The sequence below is a fragment of the Paraburkholderia sediminicola genome (genome assembly GCF_902859805.1).
Taxonomy (GTDB): Bacteria; Pseudomonadota; Gammaproteobacteria; order Burkholderiales; family Burkholderiaceae; genus Paraburkholderia; species Paraburkholderia sediminicola.
In genome coordinates, this window is record NZ_CADIKC010000004.1 from 352,115 (window position 1) to 371,926 (window position 19,812).

General features: G+C 61.8%; 19 protein-coding genes. 14 read left to right on the forward strand and 5 right to left on the reverse strand.

The genetic code is table 11. The features are described 5' to 3' along the window. The first annotated feature begins 53 nt into the window (after window positions 1-53). The 5 genes from R8871_RS17550 (at window position 54) to R8871_RS17570 (ending at window position 5,500) form a co-directional block, all read left to right on the forward strand. Window positions 54-1,742: an NfeD family protein gene (locus R8871_RS17550; protein WP_175051588.1), complete on the forward strand. Its 1,689-nt coding sequence runs from the start codon at window positions 54-56 to the stop codon at window positions 1,740-1,742. Beyond that, entirely contained in the window at window positions 1,739-2,512 is a 774-nt protein-coding gene (locus tag R8871_RS17555; RefSeq protein ID WP_054036028.1) for a slipin family protein, read from the forward strand. Before R8871_RS17550 ends, R8871_RS17555 begins: the two co-directional genes overlap by 4 nt. Before the next feature lie 150 nt (window positions 2,513-2,662). Further along, window positions 2,663-2,920 (forward strand): DUF4148 domain-containing protein, encoded by a 258-nt coding sequence (locus R8871_RS17560; RefSeq protein WP_175051589.1) that lies wholly within the window; start codon window positions 2,663-2,665, stop codon window positions 2,918-2,920. Between the two features lie 480 nt (window positions 2,921-3,400). Next, a complete protein-coding gene (locus R8871_RS17565) occupies window positions 3,401-4,702 on the forward strand; it encodes an NCS2 family permease (RefSeq protein ID WP_169484647.1) in 1,302 nt (433 codons plus the stop codon). A gap of 258 nt (window positions 4,703-4,960) precedes the next feature. Then, window positions 4,961-5,500: a cytochrome b gene (locus R8871_RS17570; protein WP_175051590.1), complete on the forward strand. Its 540-nt coding sequence runs from the start codon at window positions 4,961-4,963 to the stop codon at window positions 5,498-5,500. Between the two features lie 273 nt (window positions 5,501-5,773). On the opposite strand, the gene R8871_RS17575 is transcribed toward R8871_RS17570, so the two are convergent. After that, window positions 5,774-6,064 carry a DUF1488 family protein gene (locus R8871_RS17575; protein ID WP_074287282.1) on the reverse strand — a complete coding sequence of 97 codons (291 nt, stop codon included), beginning with the start codon at window positions 6,062-6,064 and terminating at the stop codon, window positions 5,774-5,776. Between the two features lie 417 nt (window positions 6,065-6,481). Between R8871_RS17575 and R8871_RS17580 the strand changes: the two genes are divergently transcribed. Further along, window positions 6,482-8,482: a sigma-54-dependent Fis family transcriptional regulator gene (locus R8871_RS17580; protein WP_175051591.1), complete on the forward strand. Its 2,001-nt coding sequence runs from the start codon at window positions 6,482-6,484 to the stop codon at window positions 8,480-8,482. Window positions 8,483-8,555: 73 nt separating this feature from the next. Next, a complete protein-coding gene (locus R8871_RS17585) occupies window positions 8,556-8,855 on the forward strand; it encodes a 2Fe-2S iron-sulfur cluster-binding protein (protein ID WP_171928766.1) in 300 nt (99 codons plus the stop codon). Window positions 8,856-8,899: 44 nt separating this feature from the next. On the opposite strand, the gene R8871_RS17590 is transcribed toward R8871_RS17585, so the two are convergent. Then, window positions 8,900-9,094, reverse strand: a complete 195-nt coding sequence (locus R8871_RS17590) for a YqaE/Pmp3 family membrane protein (protein ID WP_028194701.1) — start codon at window positions 9,092-9,094, stop codon at window positions 8,900-8,902. Between the two features lie 80 nt (window positions 9,095-9,174). After that, window positions 9,175-9,369 (reverse strand): DUF1653 domain-containing protein, encoded by a 195-nt coding sequence (locus R8871_RS17595; RefSeq protein WP_175051592.1) that lies wholly within the window; start codon window positions 9,367-9,369, stop codon window positions 9,175-9,177. Window positions 9,370-9,618: 249 nt separating this feature from the next. On the opposite strand from R8871_RS17595, the gene R8871_RS17600 reads away from it, so the two are divergent. Continuing rightward, window positions 9,619-10,023, forward strand: coding sequence for an OsmC family protein (locus tag R8871_RS17600; RefSeq protein WP_175051800.1), 405 nt, complete (start codon window positions 9,619-9,621; stop codon window positions 10,021-10,023). A gap of 153 nt (window positions 10,024-10,176) precedes the next feature. On the opposite strand, the gene R8871_RS17605 is transcribed toward R8871_RS17600, so the two are convergent. Then, the gene (locus R8871_RS17605) at window positions 10,177-10,821 is read right to left on the reverse strand and encodes a helix-turn-helix transcriptional regulator (protein WP_054036018.1); all 645 of its coding nucleotides are present in this window, start codon (window positions 10,819-10,821) and stop codon (window positions 10,177-10,179) included. A gap of 350 nt (window positions 10,822-11,171) precedes the next feature. Between R8871_RS17605 and R8871_RS17610 the strand changes: the two genes are divergently transcribed. The 3 genes from R8871_RS17610 to infA all read left to right on the forward strand — a co-directional run bounded on the left by R8871_RS17610 (window position 11,172) and on the right by infA (window position 12,644). After that, window positions 11,172-11,390: a hypothetical protein gene (locus R8871_RS17610; protein WP_028194708.1), complete on the forward strand. Its 219-nt coding sequence runs from the start codon at window positions 11,172-11,174 to the stop codon at window positions 11,388-11,390. Between the two features lie 567 nt (window positions 11,391-11,957). After that, on the forward strand, window positions 11,958-12,239 hold the full coding sequence (locus R8871_RS17615) for a hypothetical protein (protein ID WP_093635985.1): 282 nt from the start codon (window positions 11,958-11,960) through the stop codon (window positions 12,237-12,239). Between the two features lie 132 nt (window positions 12,240-12,371). Continuing rightward, on the forward strand, window positions 12,372-12,644 hold the full coding sequence (gene infA / locus R8871_RS17620; RefSeq protein ID WP_012427521.1) for a translation initiation factor IF-1: 273 nt from the start codon (window positions 12,372-12,374) through the stop codon (window positions 12,642-12,644). 169 nt (window positions 12,645-12,813) lie between these two features. Here infA and R8871_RS17625 read toward each other — a convergent pair whose 3' ends face one another. Further along, on the reverse strand, window positions 12,814-13,557 hold the full coding sequence (locus R8871_RS17625; RefSeq protein ID WP_246287610.1) for a GntR family transcriptional regulator: 744 nt from the start codon (window positions 13,555-13,557) through the stop codon (window positions 12,814-12,816). A 269-nt stretch (window positions 13,558-13,826) separates the two neighbouring features. Here R8871_RS17625 and R8871_RS17630 point away from each other — a divergent pair, with 269 nt between their 5' ends. The 3 genes from R8871_RS17630 to R8871_RS17640 all read left to right on the forward strand — a co-directional run bounded on the left by R8871_RS17630 (window position 13,827) and on the right by R8871_RS17640 (window position 19,558). Continuing rightward, the gene (locus R8871_RS17630) at window positions 13,827-15,065 is read left to right on the forward strand and encodes a cyanate transporter (RefSeq protein WP_175051593.1); all 1,239 of its coding nucleotides are present in this window, start codon (window positions 13,827-13,829) and stop codon (window positions 15,063-15,065) included. A 474-nt stretch (window positions 15,066-15,539) separates the two neighbouring features. Next, window positions 15,540-17,660, forward strand: coding sequence for a S8 family serine peptidase (locus R8871_RS17635; protein ID WP_217468902.1), 2,121 nt, complete (start codon window positions 15,540-15,542; stop codon window positions 17,658-17,660). Window positions 17,661-17,740: 80 nt separating this feature from the next. Continuing rightward, window positions 17,741-19,558 carry a tetratricopeptide repeat protein gene (locus tag R8871_RS17640; RefSeq protein ID WP_175051594.1) on the forward strand — a complete coding sequence of 606 codons (1,818 nt, stop codon included), beginning with the start codon at window positions 17,741-17,743 and terminating at the stop codon, window positions 19,556-19,558. Window positions 19,559-19,812 lie beyond the last annotated feature (254 nt).

The following is a 19,812-nucleotide window of genomic DNA, read 5'->3' on the forward strand; positions in this document are numbered from 1 at the left end:
GTATCGGCCCGCGCCGGCCGATACCCGTCGGCATGGCGCGGCAGCCGTCAGCGATGAGCACGTATCCGCGCCTCCCGTTCCGGCAGTCTGGTCCGCGCTTTGCGCTTATCCGTGGCGGAGTCGTGGGCCGGTTGATGCGCGGCATGACCGCGTTCGGCGCCCTGTTGGCGCTCGGGTTTGCATTGTGCGAAAACGCGCCGCAGGTTGGCGTGGCCGAGGCCGCCGTCGCGCCGAATAGCGTTGTCGTGATCCCGGTGAACGGCGCGATCAGTCCGGCCAGCGCCGACTTCATCGTGCGCAGCCTGCAGCGCGCCGCCGACGAACGCGCGCAACTCGCCGTGCTGCAACTCGATACGCCAGGCGGGCTGGATACATCGATGCGGCAGATCATCAAGGCGATCCTCGGCTCGCCGGTGCCTGTCGCCACCTTTATTGCCCCGAGTGGCGCGCGAGCGGCGAGCGCCGGTACCTATATCGTCTACGCCAGCCATATTGCGGCGATGGCGCCTGGCACCAATCTCGGCGCGGCGACGCCGATTCAGATGGGTATCGGCGGTGCGGAGCCACCTGCGGGCGGCGGCGGGATGCCCGGTTTGCCCGGCACTGGAGGCGGCTCTGGCGCGCCGAAGAACGGGCCCGGAACACAGACCGCAGGGGATTCGGCGAACCCGGCGTCGCCAGTGAATTCTGCCAACTCAGCAGCGCCGGCGAGCGCTGGCAACTTCGCCAGCGCTTCCAGTGGAGCCCTTCCGCTCGACACCCAATCCACCGAACTGCGCAAGCAGGTCCATGACGCCGCCGCCTACATCCGCGGCCTTGCGCAAATGCGCGGACGCAACGCCGACTGGGCCGAGCGCGCCGTACGCGAAGCCGTCAGCCTGTCGGCCAGCGAAGCGCTCGCGCAGCACGTGGTCGATCTAAATGCGCGCGACATTCCCGACCTGCTGCGCCAGGTAGACGGCCGCACGATCAACACAAGCCACGGCGACGTCAAACTCAGCACCGCCAACGCACCGGTGGTCACGCTGGAGGCCGACTGGCGCAGTCAGTTTCTCGCGGTGATTACCGATCCGAACGTCGCGCTGGTGCTTCTCATGATCGGCATGTACGGCCTCTTCTTCGAATTCGCCAACCCCGGCTTCGTGCTGCCCGGCGTGGTCGGCGCGATCAGTCTGCTGATGGGACTCTTCGCGATGCAGATGCTGCCCGTCAATTACGTCGGACTCGGCCTGATCTTTCTCGGCATCGCATTCCTGATCGGCGAGGCATTTCTGCCGACCTTCGGCTCGCTCGGCTTCGGCGGCGTCGTCGCGTTCGTGATCGGCGCCTTGATGCTGATCGATACCGACGTGCCCGGTTACGGCATTCCGCTGCCCCTGATCGCGGCTGTGACCGTGTTCAGCGTCGCGTTCGTGTTCGGCGTGTCGAGGCTCGCGCTGCGGGCGCGCCGCCGGCCCGTGGTGACGGGCTCTGAAGGGCTGATCGGCAGTCTCGGCGTCGTGCTCGACGGCGGCCTGTCGCCCGACGGAGGTCCGTTGCAGGGGGATGCAACAGCGGGCGCAACAGCAGACACCGCAGCGGGCGGCACGCTGGCCGGCTGGGCTCAGATACACGGTGAACGCTGGCGGGTGTCCAGCACGGACCCGGTCGCGGCCGGCCATGCGGTGCGCGTCACGGCGCGCCGCGGACTGACGCTGACTGTGGTGCCTGCGGAAGCACAACAACAAGGAGAACGCTCATGATCGGTTTCACATTCGGCTTCAGCAGCATTCTGATTCTGCTGGTGGCCGCGCTGATTGCTTCATCGATACGGATTTTTCGCGAGTACGAACGCGGCGTGGTGTTCATGCTTGGGCGCTTCTGGAAGGTCAAGGGGCCGGGCCTCGTGCTGATCATTCCAATCGTGCAGCAGGTGGTACGCATGGATCTGCGCACTGTCGTGTTCGACGTGCCGCCGCAAGACGTGATTACGCGCGACAACGTGTCGGTGAAGGTCAACGCGGTGGTGTATTTCCGCGTGGTCGATCCGGAAAAGGCGGTGATTCAGGTGGCGCGTTATTTCGAGGCGACCAGCCAGTTATCGCAGACCACGCTGCGTGCGGTGCTCGGCAAACACGAACTCGATGACCTGCTGGCGGCTCGCGAGCAACTGAACGCCGATATCCAGAAAGTGCTCGATGCACAAACCGACGCGTGGGGCATCAAGGTGGCGATCGTCGAGATCAAGCATGTGGACATCAACGAAACGATGATCCGCGCGATCGCCCGTCAGGCCGAAGCCGAACGCGAACGGCGCGCCAAGGTGATTCATGCGGAAGGCGAATTGCAGGCCTCGCAGCATTTGCTGGAGGCAGCGCAGACGCTGTCGAAACAACCGCAGGCCATGCAGTTGCGTTACCTGCAAACCCTCACGACGATCGCCGCCGACAAGAATTCGACGATCGTTTTCCCACTGCCGATCGATCTGCTGAGCGCGGTGCTGGATCGCTTCAGCAAGCCGTCGGCCTCCTGAACCGGGGGGCGCGCCGCTTCACCGCCGCTTCACTTTAGCCCGCTTTGGATCGCGGGGTGAAATGGTGCATTGCCTGCAATCGACTTACTCGGAATGCCCATGAAATTTAAAATTTAAGGGTCGTCTTTAACCGCTCCATAGGAGCTAATCATGAAAATCGTCTCTCTCGTTGGACTCGGCGCGTTGTTAGCCGCCGTGAGTATGAGCAGCGCGTTTGCGCAGACCTCGCGGCCTTACGACCCGTCGGCGCCGCTCACGCGTGCGCAGGTGAAAGCCGATCTGGCCGCCTGGCGCGCCGCCGGCTACGATCCGCTGGACTGGATCGACTATCCGGACAACGCGCAACGCGCGGGCCGCATCGTCGCCGCGCGGCGGGCGCAGCAGATGGGTGGGAGCACGGCGCAGTAATCCGTCTGATCCTGGCCTTGGAGCGGCAGGCCGGGCTGCTCGCGACTGCAAAGGTCGTAGGCAGCGCCGGCCTTGGTTGCGCTACAGATCCCTGCAAGAACTGTCTGCCTCGCCCTTTCCCCGCCTGCTCTTTGTTGCTGCAGCTTTAGCCCGAATCGTTTCAATTCACGCCGTCCCGCCAGGCTCCGCCTGTCCCCTTGCTTCCGCAAGCTCACCGTCTCCCGCCGCAACATCGTAAATTCGCTTGCCGCACCGCCCCGCGCGCTGGCAAGGTATCATCTCGCCCCTTCGGCACAGCCCACCGTCGCGCAAACTCACGCAAACCGGTCCGCCACCGCCAATCATGATTACAATCCGCCCGTAGGCTGCGCTGGCGAGGTGCATCGGTGCCGTGTCGGACGGCAGAGTCGCCCGCCTATTCGCGACGCATTGCCCGTATCAACCACAAGAAACGCTTTTGAACAACGAGAGACCCGCCTCATGGACTCCATAAAACGATACTTCGGCTTCGAAGCCGCCGGCACCAACCTGCGCACCGAGGTGCTCGCCGGGCTGACCACCTTCCTGACGATGGCCTACATCATCTTCGTCAATCCGGCGATTCTCGGCGACGCCGGCATGCCGAAGGACGCGGTGTTCGTCGCGACCTGCATCGTGGCCGCGCTGGCCTCGCTGATCATGGGTCTCTACGCTAACTACCCGATCGCCCTCGCACCCGGCATGGGTCTGAACGCGTACTTCGCGTACACCGTCGTGAAAGGCATGGGCTTCACGTGGCAAGCCGCACTCGGCGCGGTGTTCATCTCCGGCTGCCTGTTCCTGATCGTTACGCTGTTTCGCGTGCGCGAGGTGATCGTCAACGGCATTCCGCATTCCATACGCATTGCCATCACCGGCGGCATTGGCCTCTTTCTCGCGATCATTTCGCTGAAATCGGCCGGTGTGGTGGTCGGCAATCCGGCCACGCTCGTCACGCTCGGCGATCTGCATAACCCGCATGTGATTCTCGCGGTGATCGGCTTCTTCGCGATTGTCACGCTCGACTATCTGCGGGTGCGTGGTGCGATCCTGATCGGCATTGTCGGCGTGACGGTGCTGAGCTTTTTCTTCGGCGGCAATCAGTTTCATGGGATCGTTTCCGCGCCGCCATCGATCGCACCGACGCTGTTCCAGCTCGACATTCGCGGCGCGCTTTCCGGCGGCGTGCTGAACGTGATCCTGGTGTTTTTCCTCGTCGAACTGTTCGACGCGACCGGCACGCTGATGGGCGTGGCCAATCGCGCCGGGCTGCTGGTCGAAGGCAAGATGTTCCGGCTCAACCGCGCGCTGCTCGCCGATAGCACGGCGATTCTGGCCGGCTCGATGCTGGGCACCTCGTCGACCACGGCGTATATCGAAAGCGCGTCGGGCGTGCAGGCCGGCGGCCGCACGGGCGTGACCGCGATTACCGTCGCCGTGCTGTTTCTCGCGGCGCTGTTTTTTGCGCCGCTGGCGGGCGTGGTGCCTGGCTACGCGACCGCGCCGGCCCTGCTGTACGTGTCCTGCCTGATGCTGCGCGAAATGCTCGATCTGCCATGGGACGACGCCACCGAAGTCGTACCGGCTGCTCTGACCGCATTGTTGATGCCCTTCACCTACTCGATCGCCAATGGCGTGGCGTTCGGTTTCATCTCGTATGCCGGTCTGAAACTGCTGACCGGGCAGGCGCGCAAAGTGAAACTGGTGGTATGGATCATCGCGGCGATTTTCCTGTTCCGCTATTTCTACCTCGGCAGCGAATGAGCTGCGGCGGCGATTAACGTGAAGGCACTGGGGTGAAAGCGCGGGACAGCACGTGACTCGGCTGGCGATACGCGATACAGCGCAGCGCAACCCCATGCGTCACAGCCTGACTGAAAGCACTGCGGCATCGTCGCTGTGTCCGGTCACGGTTCGGTCTGGATCAACAATCATTTTATTGATGGGGCCCGTTCTGGTCGGGCACCCTTTATCATCTGATGATTGATAAAAACCAACGAACCGGACACGGGAGTCCCCTGCATGTCTTCTTACAGCCACAGCCGCGCCACGGACCGTTATTCGTCGCCCGCCATCTTCTTCCACTGGGCGATCTTTCTGCTGATCGCGCTCGCTTATCTGGCAATCGAAATCCGCGGACCGAAAGGCTCGGACAGCCGGGCCTTCTGGAGCAGCGTGCATTTTTGCGCCGGTACCCTCGTGCTGGGCCTGGCGGTCCTGCGCGTGCTATGGCGGCTGTGGGCCGGCGCGCCTGCGGAAATCGTGGGCAATCGCCTGCTCGCCTTTCTGGCGCGCGCTGCGCATCTCGCCTTGTACATCTTTATCATCGCGCAGCCGCTGCTGGGCATGCTGATGATCAACACAGGCGGGCATCCGGTCACGCTGGCCTGGGTCAACTTCAGCTTCACGCTGGTCGGCGCGGATCCACTTGCGCGGCCACTGCTCAAGACAGCGCACGAGTGGCTCGGCAATGCGTTTTACTGGGTGATCGGATTGCACGCGCTTGCGGCGATTGCGCATCACGTGGTGTTCAAGGATCGGACGCTGCGGCGGATGGTTTGATCGGCTTCCGGTCTTCGGCGCTTGCGGCGTTGGCGTTTGCCGTCTCTGGAACTTACAGCCGCGCGAGTGCAGACCTGGGCGGCGCGAAGGGCCGCGGCCAGTTGTAGACCCGTTGAGTTGCGGACGCCGCGCCTGGGTTTGCGTCTCGTGTTGCTCTTGCGCGGCTGATTCTGCTTTCCTGCTCTGCCCGCTCGTTGGACCCACCTTTGGGCTTACTTTGGGACTGACTTCCGCGCTCTTTTCCGGGCTGAGGCCGGCCAGGCGCGGATTCGCTCAGTTCCGCCAGTTCGCCTCATAGAAACGCACGTAGCCGCTCCTCAGCACCAGACATTGCGCCCGAGTTTCCGATAACAGACGCCGTGTGGCCGCTTCGATCCGGGCCCGGTGTGCGTCGAATGCATCGACCATGTCCTCCAGACGCGGCGACGCGGCGCCGAAGTGATCTTCCAGGGCCTCAGCCGTGATCATGCACTCCACCCTTTGCCCATCAACCATCGCCGGGAACGCCAAGGTAAGTTCGCGACCTGAATATTCAGGAGTTTCGTTCGGGAATAGGATCTGCATGGGAGTTCACCTGAAAGGTTGGGTGCTGCGCATGGGTCAATTGGTACTGCGCACGCTGGTTAAGACTGGTCGCACCTGCAGCGCTTGCCCCCTTTTCGAATGCTGGTGGCGCGGGTCCGTCACCCCATAGTTTCGCGGGCGCCGTACTTCGCGCCCCGCGGAGGTGATTTGATTCACTGTAGACGAGTTCGGCCGCTGCGCAAGTTTTCCTTTTTGTTTGCTTGATTTTGGTGCCTGACGTGGTCTTTTGAGGTGTTTTTTCTCTCCCACGCGACCCGGTTTGTTCGTGCTGCGCGGCTTTCGCCAGGGTCCTGATTCGTCCTGTAATATCGGTGTTCGGCCGCAGACAGGTATGTTGCACTGCGGAACGCAACGGCGGGCAACGCACCCGCCGGGTCCGATCACCGGAGACATGCTTTGAGCCATCGTTCTGCCACGCCGCCCACCGTTGGTCGGCCAGATGTCATCGCGCAAGCTCATGCCCGCTCGCTCGAAGTCGGCCTGCGAGCGTCGGAAACGCCGGACTTCCATCCGCTGCGCCGCCCCGCCCTGCGTGAACTCCTCGAACGCAATCAGTCTCTCTATACCCACGCGCTCCCCGTCATGGAGACGCTGCACGCGCAGATCGTCGACACGCAGAGCATGGTGCTGCTCACCGACAATCACGGCGTAATTCTCCACAGTCTCGGTGATAGCGACTTTGTTGAAAAAGCCAATCGCGTCGCGTTGTGTCCAGGCGTGTCATGGGCCGAAGCGGATCGCGGCACGAACGCGATCGGCACCGCCCTGATCGACGGGCAGCCAACCGTCGTGCATGCCGGCGAGCACTTCCTGCACGCGAACCGGATTCTCACGTGTTCGTGCGCGCCTATCGCCGATCCGTTCGGGCGCACCATCGGCGCGCTCGACGTCAGTGGCGACACGCGCGGCTTCCACAAGCACACGCTTGCGCTCGTGCGGATGTCGGCGCAGATGATCGAAAATCATCTGTTCTCCAATCAATTCGTCGACGCCATTCGCATTCACTTTCACGCGCGCGCGGAATTTATCGGCACGCTGTATGAAGGGCTCGCCGCGTTCGCGCCGGACGGCACCTTCCTGTCCGCGAATCGCAGCGCACTGTTTCAATTCGGGCAGCCGCTTGGCGAGCTGTTACGGCAACCGTTCGACGCGCTGTTCGGAGTCGCCTTTGCCAGAGTGCTGCAGCAGGTTGCCCGCGCGCCAGGCGAAAGTATCGAGCTGACGCTGCCGAGCGGCGTACGTGTAGTCGCACGCGGTGAATTTGCGGCGCCACGTTATGTCGGCTCATCAGATGGCTTGTCTGACGCGGCGCGTACGGTCACGTCCAGCGGCGCGCGTGCTGCGGCTCAGGCCTGCGAGACGGCATCGCTCGCCACACTCGAAACCCTCGATACCGGCGATGCGACGGTCTCCGCGATCCTGCGAAGAGTCGCCAAGCTGCGCGGACGCGATATTCCCATTCTCGTGCTCGGCAAAACCGGCACCGGCAAGGAATGGCTCGCCCGCGCGATCCATCACGATTCGCCGCGGCGGGCTGCGCCCTTCGTCGCGCTGAATTGCGCGTCGTTGCCTGACACGCTGATCGAGGCGGAGTTGTTCGGCTACGAAGACGGTGCCTTCACTGGCGCGAAGAAACGCGGAAGCGTCGGCAAGATCGTGCAGGCCGATGGCGGTACGCTGTTTCTCGACGAAATCGGCGACATGCCGCTCGCCCAGCAAGTGCGCCTGATGCGCGTGTTGCAGGAGCGCACTGTCGTGCCGCTCGGCGGCACGCGGGCGATTCCGGTCGATCTGCGCATTGTCTGCGCAACGCACCGCAACCTGCGCGAGATGATCGAAGCCGGCACCTTCCGCGAAGACCTGTATTACCGGATCAATGGTCTCGTCGTCACCCTGCCGGCGTTGCGTGAGCGCAGCGATCTGGCGGCGCTCGTCGAGCGCATGCTGGCATTGCAGCCGGATGGCGAGCGGTTGCCGCGCCGCGTGTCCGATGAGGTGCTGGAACGCTTTGCACAATGCCGCTGGCCGGGCAATCTGCGGCAATTGGCTAACGTGCTGCGCACAGCGAGCATCATGGCTGAAGGCGCGCAGCAGATTGAACTCGAGGATTTGCCGGAAGACTTTCTGCAGGATTGCGAGGCTTCGCCGGTCGATGTCCGCGCCCAGCCGCACGAGGCGCTATCACGCAATGGCAGTGGCAATGGCGGCAACGGACGCGACAAACCAGCAGCCGAGCCCGCGAATGCGTCACCCGCGAGGATGGAGGAATGGCAGGCCACGCTGATCGCGCAAACGCTCGCGCGACTCGACGGTAATGTATCCGCGGCCGCACGCGAGTTGGGGCTTGCGCGAAATACGGTCTATCGGTATTTGCGGCGTGGGAACACAACGCATTGAAATGACGATGCCGGAGCCTGGGCGTTTGGTGTGAACGTGTAAAGTGTGGCGCAATCCGTCACCGATTCACACGATGTCCGACTCTACCCGCCCACCTCTCGTTCGCGTCGAGCCGCTCGGCCAAAGCTTCGAAGCGCCCGATTCGCTGACGATCCTCGAAGCCGCCGGCTTTGCGAATCTGCGTCTGCCGCGCTCGTGCCGCAACGGCACATGCCGCACCTGCCTATGCAAAATGACGGCGGGACGCGTGCGCTATACGATCGAATGGCCGGGTCTCAGCCGGGAAGAAAAGGCGGAAGGCTACATCCTGCCGTGTGTGGCGATCGCGGAAACAGACGTGGTGATCGAGGCGCCGGACGCGGTCGAAATTTAGCAGCGCGAGGACAGTGCCTCGCGCCGCCGGCATAGCATTCGGCCTTACCGCCCGTTGCCCATCGCCCGGGCGATTTTCTTGTCGGTGTTGTACTGACTCAGCGCATACACCGACCAGATCGCGGCCGGAATCCAGCCAATCAGGGTGATCTGCAGGATCAGACAGATGATCCCGGCAAAAGGCCGGCCGATCGTAAAGAACTGGAACCACGGCAGAATGATGGCAAGCAAGAGACGCATTCGGATTTCCTGTTTGTATTGACCTGGCGGCACACGTTCTTCGAGCGCAAGCGTGATGCCGATTGCTTGAACGAGGCAGCCTAGTTGATCGGCGCGAAGCGCGGTACCTTGGCGCCGTCGACTTCGACCAGCTCGAAAAATACCGAAGCCGGACGGGTCCAGATCGTACCATTGCTGGCTGTGTAGACGATCATCGTGACCGTGGGATCGGACTCGAGCGTGGCCTCGCAAACCAGTTCGTAAATGCCGCCTTTGTAGTGTCGATAACGCACCATTCAACTACTCCTGTCCCGATCAACGGAATCTTTGATAAACGGGCCGACGTCCTCCGAAGCGGAGCACGTGGTTTTATTGCGGCTGCCATTGTAAACCTGTGCTGGACCGCGATAGATCACTGATGCAGGCTTACGTTGTCGCCAACACTTGCAGAGAAACCTTCGCCCGGCGCATTTCTACGCGCGTCCATCCAGGCCGTGGGATGTGCATGCGCTCAATCTTTTGACGTGACACCCTTGAGGACAATGATGACTCTCGCAATCGCAACCGCCACCTCAGACGCCGATTCACCCAACTATGTCGTCAAAATCGATGCAGGCACACATAGCCTGCTCGGCGATGAAGGGCCCCGCGAAGGGGGACAGGATAGCGGCCCGGCGCCCTTTCAATTCGTCCTTTCAGGTCTCGCGGCATGCACCGCTGCAACACTCAGGATGTACATGCAGAAGAAAGCATGGCCGGGCGGCCGGATCAAGGTCGACACACAATTGCACGTCGAGCGCGACGGCGGTCAATACATTCGGCGCACAGTATCCGTCGATGGGCCTCTCGACGATAGCCAGCGCAAACGCCTTGGCGAGATCTGCGAGAAAACGCCGGTCACCCTGTTCATCAAACGGGGAACACGAATCGACACGACGATGCAGTGGTAAGGCGCCCAAATGGGACTGCACAGCTGGACGCGGTGATTCTTCCCGCAGTGCGAGCTTGATCTCCGGGGCGTATCGGCTTGCAGCTCTGTTCAATCATCGGCTCATTGCCGGGCCACGCGGTAGGCAGCACTAGCCGACCGGTGATCAGAGCCCTCAGCCGCCCTCTTTCATCTGCTTCAGAATCTTATAGACGGTAGCGCGTCCCATCGTCAGCACGGCGGCCACGTAGTTCGCTGAACTACGGCCGCGAAACGCGCCCTGCGCATGCAGCGCCTCAACGATTTCCCGCTTGTGTTCACGCGTGAGTGCATTGATGCCGATTTGCCGCTCGCGCAGCCAGGTGTGCAAGAACGTATTGATGCGGTCCTGCCAGTCGTCGCGAAACAGTTCCTCCGCGGGCGCGTCCGTCAGATTGCCGCCTTTGATGAACAGATCGAGCGTGGAGCGTACATCTTCGAACACTGCGATGTTGAAGTTGACGCACAGCATGCCAGCCGGCTTGCCCTCGTCGTCGAACAGGATGTTGCTCACGCAGCGCATGCGGCGGCCATCCCAGTTGAGCTTCTCGTACGGCCCAATCGTCCGGCCGCGTGCCGCGTAGTGGACTTCATCGAGCACCGAGGGACCACCGACTTCGAGCTTCGACAGGTTGTTCACGAGATACGCGATGGTTTGATCGCGCAAGTCGTGAATCACGACTTCGGCACACGGATAGAACAAGGCCGCGATGCCGTCTGCGATGGGTGCGTAGCGGTCCAGCAGCAGGTCTTTCACAGGAGAGACGGTTGTCTTGCGCATTGAGAAATCGCAGTGTTCCAGGGAAGCGGCCCCGCTTTAGCCTGATTGAGCTAAAAAGGGACGCCGAGGTTATGGCCGGCAGGCGAGGCAAGCACAACAATGGCGGACGGCCGCGCGCTGCAACTCGCCATTGTAACGACCCCAATCGCCGGCGACGACCGCAACGGCTCGGCACCAGCGCAGCCATTATTTTATTGCGGGGCCGCATCACGCCACCGGCCTTGATGGGCGCCCGACGACGCGCCGCCGCCCCGCTCCAGTTGTTGCATCCGCACCCAGGGATTTTTGTTCGCTTGGCGGGCGCTTTTTTTTCGTGCGATAAAAGAACCAACTATTTCACGGAGCAACAGATGGCTACGCTCGAAGCGTTTCGCGCCGTGCTCGATGACGAAGGCACGCCCGAAATCATCCGCAATCACATCATCGATTCGCTGCAATACACGCTGCGCAATCACGGACAGATTTTTACCTCGAAGGAAGTCGAATGGCTCGCCGGCTGGGATGATGCGCGCATCCCGCTCGCCGCTTCACGCGAGCTGCAAAAGCGCGTCGCCGAAACCACCCGCTGAAGCCCGCCCGCCACCGCCCTCACAAGGCGAATTCACACCCGGCGCGCCGCTCATACCGCGGCGCACCGTTCGCGGTAGCCCTTTTTCGCCCAAAGCCCCGCCGGCTGGGCGGTTTGCCCGCGCGCGGAACTTTTTGCTATCCAATTAGCCCCATTTAGTGCATCATATTGGAATAGCTGTATTCCGCATCCGCGTTATCGGGGAATACAGCGCGGGAACACAAGCGGCAGTACCAAGCACAGTATCAATCGGCGTCTCCGCACCACCCCCGACTGTTCGACCGCTGCCTGTCAGCGATCCCGTCACTCCGGCAATGCGCCGCCTGCATTCGCCGTCGCGAGTTGTGCAGCTGAGTGGTTCATTTACGCGCCCGATGTCTGCGCGACATCAGCGTGTTTCTTCTCCATCGAATCCGCGATTTTGCGCGGCCGCGCTCATGCCCTTGCCATCGGGCCTGTGCCAACCTTTTTCCATGGCGGCGCGCCCCAAGGTGCTGCGCTGCCGGGTCTGTCGTGCCGCGCGTAACACGCGTGACACGGCGACCACGTAATACAGGACACGTGCTTCATGAATTCAGTTGTCAAGACGTATAAGGGTTACGAAATTCACCCGCTCGTCTATCCGCGCCGCCCGGCGGACGGTCAGACGGGCCGCAATCCGGACGCAGGTTACGACGCGTCGGTGCGCATCTGCCGCGTGGGCGCCAATCCGGCAGCCGACGGGCGTGTGTTCCGTCTGCAGTACCTGTTTCCGTTCGACGGCACGGGCAAGGCGCGCATTGCGTGCATGGCCCACGCCGAGCAATTGATCGACGGCCGTGTAGACGGCCAGTCCGTCGCCGATCTTTGAGCGGTACTATCAGCGAATCAGCTGTTATCGCAGCGCAGCTGGCCTGAAAGCCAACTGTCAACCGTATCAGATGTTGCGCCGAGCTTAACTGCGCGGCCAACACCCACTTATCCCATCGACCAGGAGTTATGCATGGCGAAAGAAGAACTGCTTGAACTTGACGGTATCGTCGACGAAGTACTTCCGGACAGTCGTTACCGCGTGACGCTCGACAACGGCGTCGTGGTTGGCGCTTACGCGTCGGGCCGCATGCGCAAGAATCACATTCGTATTCTCGCGGGCGACCGCGTGACGCTGGAACTGTCGGTTTACGATCTGACCAAAGGTCGGATCAATTTCCGTCACAAAGACGAGCGCGCCACCGGTGGTGGCGGCGCACGCAATACGCAATTCCGTCGCCGTTAAGGCGGGCGGCACGCTGACCGTTTCCTGAGTTGTTTCATGACCGGTCCGGGCGTGGTCAATTGTTGCTATCTGGTTGTTCGCGAAGCCTTTCGCGCGCCTTCTCCGGCTTGATTCGTTGACTCGAGCCTGAGCGGCGCGCCGCGGCGTCGCATGCGTTACCCCTCCCTTCTTACACCCCGAACACCGCACCGAGATCTGCTCCTGCGGCGCTTTTGCGCACCTGTTCGACCACCCGCTCCTCCAGCTCCCACAGATGCTCACGCATGGCCGCGAGAGCTGCATGCAGGTCTCCCGCATCGAGCGCTTCGATAATCTGCATGTGCTCGTCTGCCGAGCAGGCCGAACCCTTCGACGGGTCGAACAACGCCTTGTACAACTCCGTCTTCGCGACGAGCTGCCCGACAAGGCCGAGTAATTCCGTCCCGCCCGCCAGTTCCGTCAACAACACATGAAACTGGCCCGCGAGCCGCACGGATTCCTCGACGGTGCCGGCGCGTGATGCCTTCTCTTCGCCGCGCACATGGGCGCGCAGGCGGCGCTTGTGAGCCGCGCTCAAGCTCCCGCACAAAGCCGCGACGATACCCGCCTCGACAATCTGCCGGGCGCGATACACCTGACGAATGTCTTCCTCCGATGGCGACGGCACGAACGCGCCGCGATTCGCCTCGAGCACCAGCTTGCCCTCGAAACCCAGCCGCGCAAGCACCTTGCGCAATGCGCCGCGCGTGCAACCGAACGCCGCGGCAAGATCACGCTCGACCAGTTGCGCGCCCGGCCGCAGACGGCCTTGCAGCAAGGCTGCGGTGATCGACGCATAAATGCGCTCTTCGACGCTGATCGAGTCGTCTTCGGGCGCGCTGCGGATAGGTGTGCCGGTGTAGACGGACGGCGTACGCGAGGAACGGGAGGCCATGAGTTCAGTAATGGAGAACGGAGCGATATCGCCCGGCATTGTAGCGACGCGCGATAGCAGGCGCCATCCGCGAGCGCTCGGACTTATACCGGGCATCAGAAAAATGGTTAACCATGCCATGATATTATGGTTAACCAAAATAGTCGCGCACGGTATTTTTCAGCCTGTTCGCGCCTCGTCATCCGCCTTGCCGCCGCCGGTCGCGCAGCGCCCCGCAGCGTCCTCTTCCCGCTTGCAAGGTGTCGCCCACTCTCGCCTTCAGGTCCATTGTGAATTCGCACTCCAGCGCCAGCCCGACCCCAGCCCATACCGACGACGCATCCCACGCGCTCAAGTGGCGAGACGCGCTATGGCTGTGTGCGATTGTGGTGATCGGCATCAACCTACGGCCCCTGCTGACGTCGATCAGCCCCTTGATGACGACGATCCGCGACGCGACCGGCTTGAGCTTTTACGGCGCATCGCTGTTGACCAGCCTGCCGGTCGTCGCAATGGGCATCGGGGCGTTCGGCGCGGGTGCGCTAACCCGGTCGATCGGCGAAACGCGCGGCGTTGCGCTCGGTTTGCTGGCGATCGCGCTTGCCTGCGGGGCACGCTGGTCGACCACGAGCGGCGCAGCACTCCTTGCGACGGCGGCACTCGCGGGTGTCGGTGTTGCCGCAATCCAGGCGCTGCTGCCCGCCGTCATGAAGCAGCGTTTCCCGGCACGCGTGCCGCTGGCGATGGGGGTTTTCTCGGCATCGATCATGGGGGGCGGTGGGCTCGGGGCGCGCTTGAGTCCATGGGTGAGCGCAGCAATGGGATCGTGGCATGCCGGGCTTGCGGCATGGGCTATTCCCGCTGTCGCTGCACTGCTGTGCTGGCTGGGGTTGAACCGCGGATCATCACCCGGCACCGCGGTGCAAACCACTCCGGCAAACGCGATGACTCGTCCGCTGTGGCGCAAACGGCGCGCGTGGACGCTTGGCCTCTACTTCGGAATCGTCAACGGTGGATATACGACGCTCATCGCGTGGTTGCCGGCGTTCTATCAGCAACGCGGCGTGAGTGTCGCGGATAGCGGTTCGTTGCTTGCGGGCATGACGGTGTTTCAGGCCGCGTCGGCTTTATTGCTTCCGCTGGCCGCAGCGTCGTTTCGGGATCGACGGCCGTGGCTGGTTATGGGGTTATCCGCTCAATTCACCGGGTTGCTCGGGTTGATCCTGTGGCCCGATGCAGCGCCATTGCTCTGGGCCGGCGTTGCCGGCGCAGGACTTGGCGGGACGTTCTCGCTGACGCTCGTCACGGCCATGGATCATTCGGCCGATCATCGCGTCGCGGGAAAACTGGTCGCGTTTACTCAGGGAGTCGGATTTATTGTGGCCGCCGTCACACCCGTTCTGGCAGCGATCGCTCGGATCTGGAGCGGCGGATTCTGGGCCGTCTGGGTCATGCTGGCGGTCGGCGTCGCCGCCATGATTGCCGTCAGCGGTTTGTTTTCGCCCCGGAGTTACGGGGAATGGTATTGATCTGGTGCGCTTCTTTCCTTCCGCCACCTTGCCCGATCAGGCGTAATTCCGCTCTCGGCCAGACGACCTGAGTCGGTCGGTTAGCCTGCCCCGACTTACGAGATTGCGAGATTTGCGAGACCGCCCGACCGCGCGACTAACCCGCGTCGGCGGTCCTACACACCCGGCAAACTATCCGACGAACAAATAGAAAAGCCCGATAGCTTATATCGCTCAAGCTATTTATTATCCTGTCCGCGCCATTCAACGAGCGTAACTACAAGAAATCAGAGAGCTAACTGACAACGGCGGAGGATGGCGCACAGCACAAGACGCCACCCACGATGGTTAGTCAGGAATCTTGAAACAGTCGAAACATAGCCGGTGCGAGAAGCGCAAAGATAGGCGCGCGCTCGTGGATCCGGGCTTATGTCCGCGGTACGACTACTCACAAACAGGGGCAATCATTTCTATGTCGTACGAGGTAGAAAAGAGATGCAGAAAGAGAAACACGGGGGCAAGCGGAACAGCGCCCTCAACGCCGTAACAGGTATCGGCACGCTGTGGTCAAACATAAAAACGCGCCGCTTGTTGAGCAGTGCGGCCTGTCTATCCTTTTCGCTGGTACTCACAGCGTGTGGCGGCAACAACGGCAGCGACAACTACACCAATACGGCTGCCGCCACGACAACACCGACACTTGAACAAACCGCGGCGTTGGCGGCTTCGTCCGACAGCGTTCCACTACCGATGTCGTTGAAGATGAACACGAGCGGTTTGTCATCAGAAGGGTCCAACGACCGCTTCATTATCAAATATAAAACCGGCACCGCCGAAGACAGATCCACCTCGGCCGTTCAGTCGAAACTGGACCGGCTGGAGAATGCATTCCCTGCGAGAGCACGCCATTTGCGCCGCATGGGCATCGGTTCCGACCTGGTGACAACCGGGAGAAAACTGAACGGCAAAGATGCGAGGGCGTTCATGCGCGCCATTGCCTCGGACCCAAACGTCGAATACATAGAACCCGACACGGAAATGTCCACGACGATGGTTCCGAACGATCCGGAATACAGCAAGCAATGGGGCTTAACCTCCAACCAGAAACCCGGCATCGCGACGGCGGGCATACGGGCAGAAGGTGCATGGGATGTGGCAAACGGCGCCGGTTCCGTGATCGCAGTGGTGGACAACGGCGTCACCAGTCACAGCGATCTGAATGCCAACGTGCTGCCCGGTTACGATTTCACCGCGAACAACCGGGGCGGCAACGGCACCAATCCCGGCATCACGACGGAGAATTGTTCGGTCCAGTGGCATGGCACCCACGTGGCGGGCATCGCCGCTGCGCTGACTAACAACGGCGGCGGCATTGCCGGTGTTGCGCCCGCGGCAAAGGTCGTCCCGGTCCGGGTAATGAATGCGTGCGGAATTGGCTTTACCTCTGACATCACTGACGGCATTGTGTGGGCAGCGGGTGGAAGTGTCGCAGGAGTCCCTGGTAACGCTTACCCCGCAAAGGTGATCAATGTGAGTCTTGGCGGCAGCGGCGCCTGCGGCACGACGTTTCAGAATGCCATCGATTACGCCACCAGTCGAGGCGCGGTAGTCGTCGCAGCAGCTGGAAATAATAGCTCCAGCGCGACGAATTTCTCGCCGGCGAACTGCCGGAACGTGATCAACGTCGGCGCGAATAACCGGCCTGGCTTAAGGTATGTCGTGTCGAACTTCGGGCCGGCCGTGGATCTTGCTGCGCCTGGCGACTCGATCTGGTCAACGTATAACAACGGAAACGCCGCCCCGGGCAATGAAGGGTATGGATACAGTTCCGGCACGTCGATGGCCGCGCCGATGGTCAGCGGCGTTGCCGCGCTTGTCCAGTCAGTGGCACCTACGCCCTTAACGCCGGCGGAAATACGAACCCTGCTCACGCAGAGCGTGCAACCGTTTCCCAAGGGCAAGCCGGATCAGCCGATCGGGGCGGGCATTCTGGATGCGACCGCAACCGTCATGGCCGCCAGGTCCGGGAAAATTCCAGCGGTAGCGGACTTCACATGTTCGCAATCGCGCATGATCATGCAGGTGACGTGTAAAGACCTGTCCACTGCCAGAGGCGCACCAATCAAGTCATGGATCTGGAATTTCGGCATGGGTGGTCCTGATATGGTACGCACCCAATCGGTCACGCCATATGCGAACTATGACTATCCTGGCACTTACGAAATCACGTTCACCGTGACGGATAGCACCGGAGCGGCAAGTACGCTGACGCGTCCGTTCCAGGTGCTGCCTCCGAATGTCACGGACCTGAGCGCCAATACCCCGCTGATGCTCTCGGCCAGCGGCGGCGAAATGCTGCACTATGGCCTGGCTGTACCGGCAGGCACCAGGAGCCTGACCTTTACATTGACACCCGGGACAGCCAGCCAAACCGCCGGCCTGTACATACGCGCGGGCACACCCTCCAAGCTCTACCCGGACTGCCAGTCAATCATGGTGAGAGGAGGCGCCGCCACCTGCACGATCTCCAACCCGACGCCTGGCACCTACTACGCCATTCTTACTGCCAGCACACAGTTGAGTGGCGTTTCTCTCCTGGCTACCTACACGCAATAAGTCGCCTGCGCCAGAATCATGCCCCTGCGTCGTGGCTGCGGATCGCAGGGGCGTATGACTACCATCCCCCGAGCCAAGCAATGAATCACGATGACACAGACGTGCACGCTGTCGTCGCGCGTGCGGATGCGCATTTCTCCGCGCGGCGAATGACGGAAGCGATGATCGCATATCGGCAAGTGCTAACCGTGCGCCCACGCGACGCTCACGCGCTGCACCGTCTGTGCCTCATCTGTGTCCACACGGACGAAATAGATCGGGCGCGCGACTACGTGAAGCAGGCACTGCAAGCCGCCCCTGAGCGGGCGGAGTTGTGGGAACACGCAGGACTACTGGCCGCATTGAAGCGTGACCATGCGTCGGCTGAAGCGTTCTATCGTCGCGCGCTGCATTTGACCGGCGACACCGCGAGTCTTCGCAGAAACCTGGCCGACTGTCTGCGCGCGACCGGTCGCATCAATGAGGCAATCATCCACTATCAGAAGTCCCTTGAAATCGAACCGCGATTGCATCATGCGACTCGCGCCCTGGCCCGGATCACTGCGCAAATCGGGCGGATCGACGAGGCCGCGAACTACTGGCTGCGCGCGTGGGCGCTCGACCCCGCCAGCCTGCAAGACGCGCTTGAGCTGGTCGCGGCCCTGGCAATTGCCAACCGCACTCGCGAACTCGATGGCGTTATCAACCAGATCAGAATCCGCTTTGCCGGCGACGCCGAAGCACTCAAGTCACTCGCTTTCGTATTGAACACCCACGATCGTTTCAACGACGCGCTCAGTGTCGCGAGGCAAGGTCTCGCGATCGATCCACACCACACTCTCCTGCATCACAACGCGGCTCGCGCACTCAGCATACGGGGCAAGCTTGCGGAAAGCCGGCCGCACAGCATGGAAGCGGCACGCCTCCTGCCCGACAACCCATACCTGCAATTTCAACTTGCGGGCGTGCAACTTGGGCTGGGCGAATATGAAGAAGGCTGGAAACGGTACCGATGGTTCTACGCCCTACCCGGCAAAGCAGAAGAACAGTTTCGACCGACCTTCCCTGAGTGGAACGGCGAATCGGTAGCCGGGTGCCGGTTCCTGCTTGTTGGCGAGCAGGGACACGGCGATGAAATCCAGTGCCTAAGATTCTCTGATTGGCTGCATCGGCAGGGAGCAACGGTTGATGTGCTGGTTAGCCGGCCAATAGCGGAACTGGCTGCCTGTATGAAGAGCGTGCGATCCGTATTCACCGCCCTGCCATCCGGCCACTACAACTACTGGTGCCATATGCTAAGGATGCCGGAGCATATGAAACTCGATTTGCCCATGCTCCCTGTTGCAATGCCGTACCTCACGGCCACGCCGCAAAAGGTGCAGCGCTGGCGAGATCAAATCGAAACCATCTCGCGAGGTAAAACGCAGACAAAAACCAAGCACATCGGCATCGTCTGGGCAGGCAGCCCTCATCATGCGCTCGACCGTTTCCGGTCAGTTCGGATTGATGCGTTAAAGCCCCTGTTCGCACTTGCGGGTACAACGTGGTATTCGGTACAGAAAGGCCCCCGCGAGGGCGAGAGCAAAGACCTCGCACGTGACTACCACTTGCACACGCTGGGACCCGCAATCGACGACTTTACCGACACGCTGGCAATACTGCAGACGCTTGATCTTCTTATTACCGTCGACACGTCGGCCGCCCATCTTGCCGGTGCGGCAGGGCTTCCCGTTTGGGTACTCATCCCGGCCTACGCCGAGTGGCGATGGTTGACCAGCAGAACCGATAGTCCATGGTATCCGTCAATGCGCCTGTTCCGGCAGCGGGAACTGGGTGAGTGGGATCCTGTTGTCGAAGAAGTGCAGGCCGCGCTGCAACTGTGGGGTGACGCCCCGACAGCCCAACCTGGTGTTCCTTGAGATTGGACCTCACGACCGGTGGTGTCAAAGCCGGGGATTCCTGAACGGGCGGCCCCAGAGCCGTGACACCCAAGCCACGGCGAGTTGTCCGCTCAATGTTCAGACCTCATGCGCCGCTTAGGTGCATCCCGTTCGCATGCCCCGTTCGGGTGCGGCCCCCGTTCTCTGCACGATCCATAAGTCCGTGATTGCACTACTTTCATCGCAGCGCCCGTCTTCTGGCATACAGGTTGCTTTATCAGTATCCAGCCGCC

Excerpts from the sequence above, each read along its gene's own strand:
- R8871_RS17550 (WP_175051588.1), top strand. The coding sequence starts at position 54 with ATGAGCACGTATCCGCGCCTCCCGTTCCGGCAGTCTGGTCCGCGCTTT.
- R8871_RS17555 (WP_054036028.1), top strand. The coding sequence starts at position 1,739 with ATGATCGGTTTCACATTCGGCTTCAGCAGCATTCTGATTCTGCTGGTG.
- R8871_RS17560 (WP_175051589.1), top strand. The coding sequence starts at position 2,663 with ATGAAAATCGTCTCTCTCGTTGGACTCGGCGCGTTGTTAGCCGCCGTG.
- R8871_RS17565 (WP_169484647.1), top strand. The coding sequence starts at position 3,401 with ATGGACTCCATAAAACGATACTTCGGCTTCGAAGCCGCCGGCACCAAC.
- R8871_RS17570 (WP_175051590.1), top strand. The coding sequence starts at position 4,961 with ATGTCTTCTTACAGCCACAGCCGCGCCACGGACCGTTATTCGTCGCCC.
- R8871_RS17575 (WP_074287282.1), bottom strand. The coding sequence starts at position 6,064 with ATGCAGATCCTATTCCCGAACGAAACTCCTGAATATTCAGGTCGCGAA.
- R8871_RS17585 (WP_171928766.1), top strand. The coding sequence starts at position 8,556 with ATGTCCGACTCTACCCGCCCACCTCTCGTTCGCGTCGAGCCGCTCGGC.
- R8871_RS17590 (WP_028194701.1), bottom strand. The coding sequence starts at position 9,094 with ATGCGTCTCTTGCTTGCCATCATTCTGCCGTGGTTCCAGTTCTTTACG.
- R8871_RS17595 (WP_175051592.1), bottom strand. The coding sequence starts at position 9,369 with ATGGTGCGTTATCGACACTACAAAGGCGGCATTTACGAACTGGTTTGC.
- R8871_RS17600 (WP_175051800.1), top strand. The coding sequence starts at position 9,619 with ATGACTCTCGCAATCGCAACCGCCACCTCAGACGCCGATTCACCCAAC.
- R8871_RS17605 (WP_054036018.1), bottom strand. The coding sequence starts at position 10,821 with ATGCGCAAGACAACCGTCTCTCCTGTGAAAGACCTGCTGCTGGACCGC.
- R8871_RS17610 (WP_028194708.1), top strand. The coding sequence starts at position 11,172 with ATGGCTACGCTCGAAGCGTTTCGCGCCGTGCTCGATGACGAAGGCACG.
- R8871_RS17615 (WP_093635985.1), top strand. The coding sequence starts at position 11,958 with ATGAATTCAGTTGTCAAGACGTATAAGGGTTACGAAATTCACCCGCTC.
- infA (WP_012427521.1), top strand. The coding sequence starts at position 12,372 with ATGGCGAAAGAAGAACTGCTTGAACTTGACGGTATCGTCGACGAAGTA.
- R8871_RS17625 (WP_246287610.1), bottom strand. The coding sequence starts at position 13,557 with ATGGCCTCCCGTTCCTCGCGTACGCCGTCCGTCTACACCGGCACACCT.
- R8871_RS17635 (WP_217468902.1), top strand. The coding sequence starts at position 15,540 with ATGCAGAAAGAGAAACACGGGGGCAAGCGGAACAGCGCCCTCAACGCC.
- R8871_RS17640 (WP_175051594.1), top strand. The coding sequence starts at position 17,741 with ATGAATCACGATGACACAGACGTGCACGCTGTCGTCGCGCGTGCGGAT.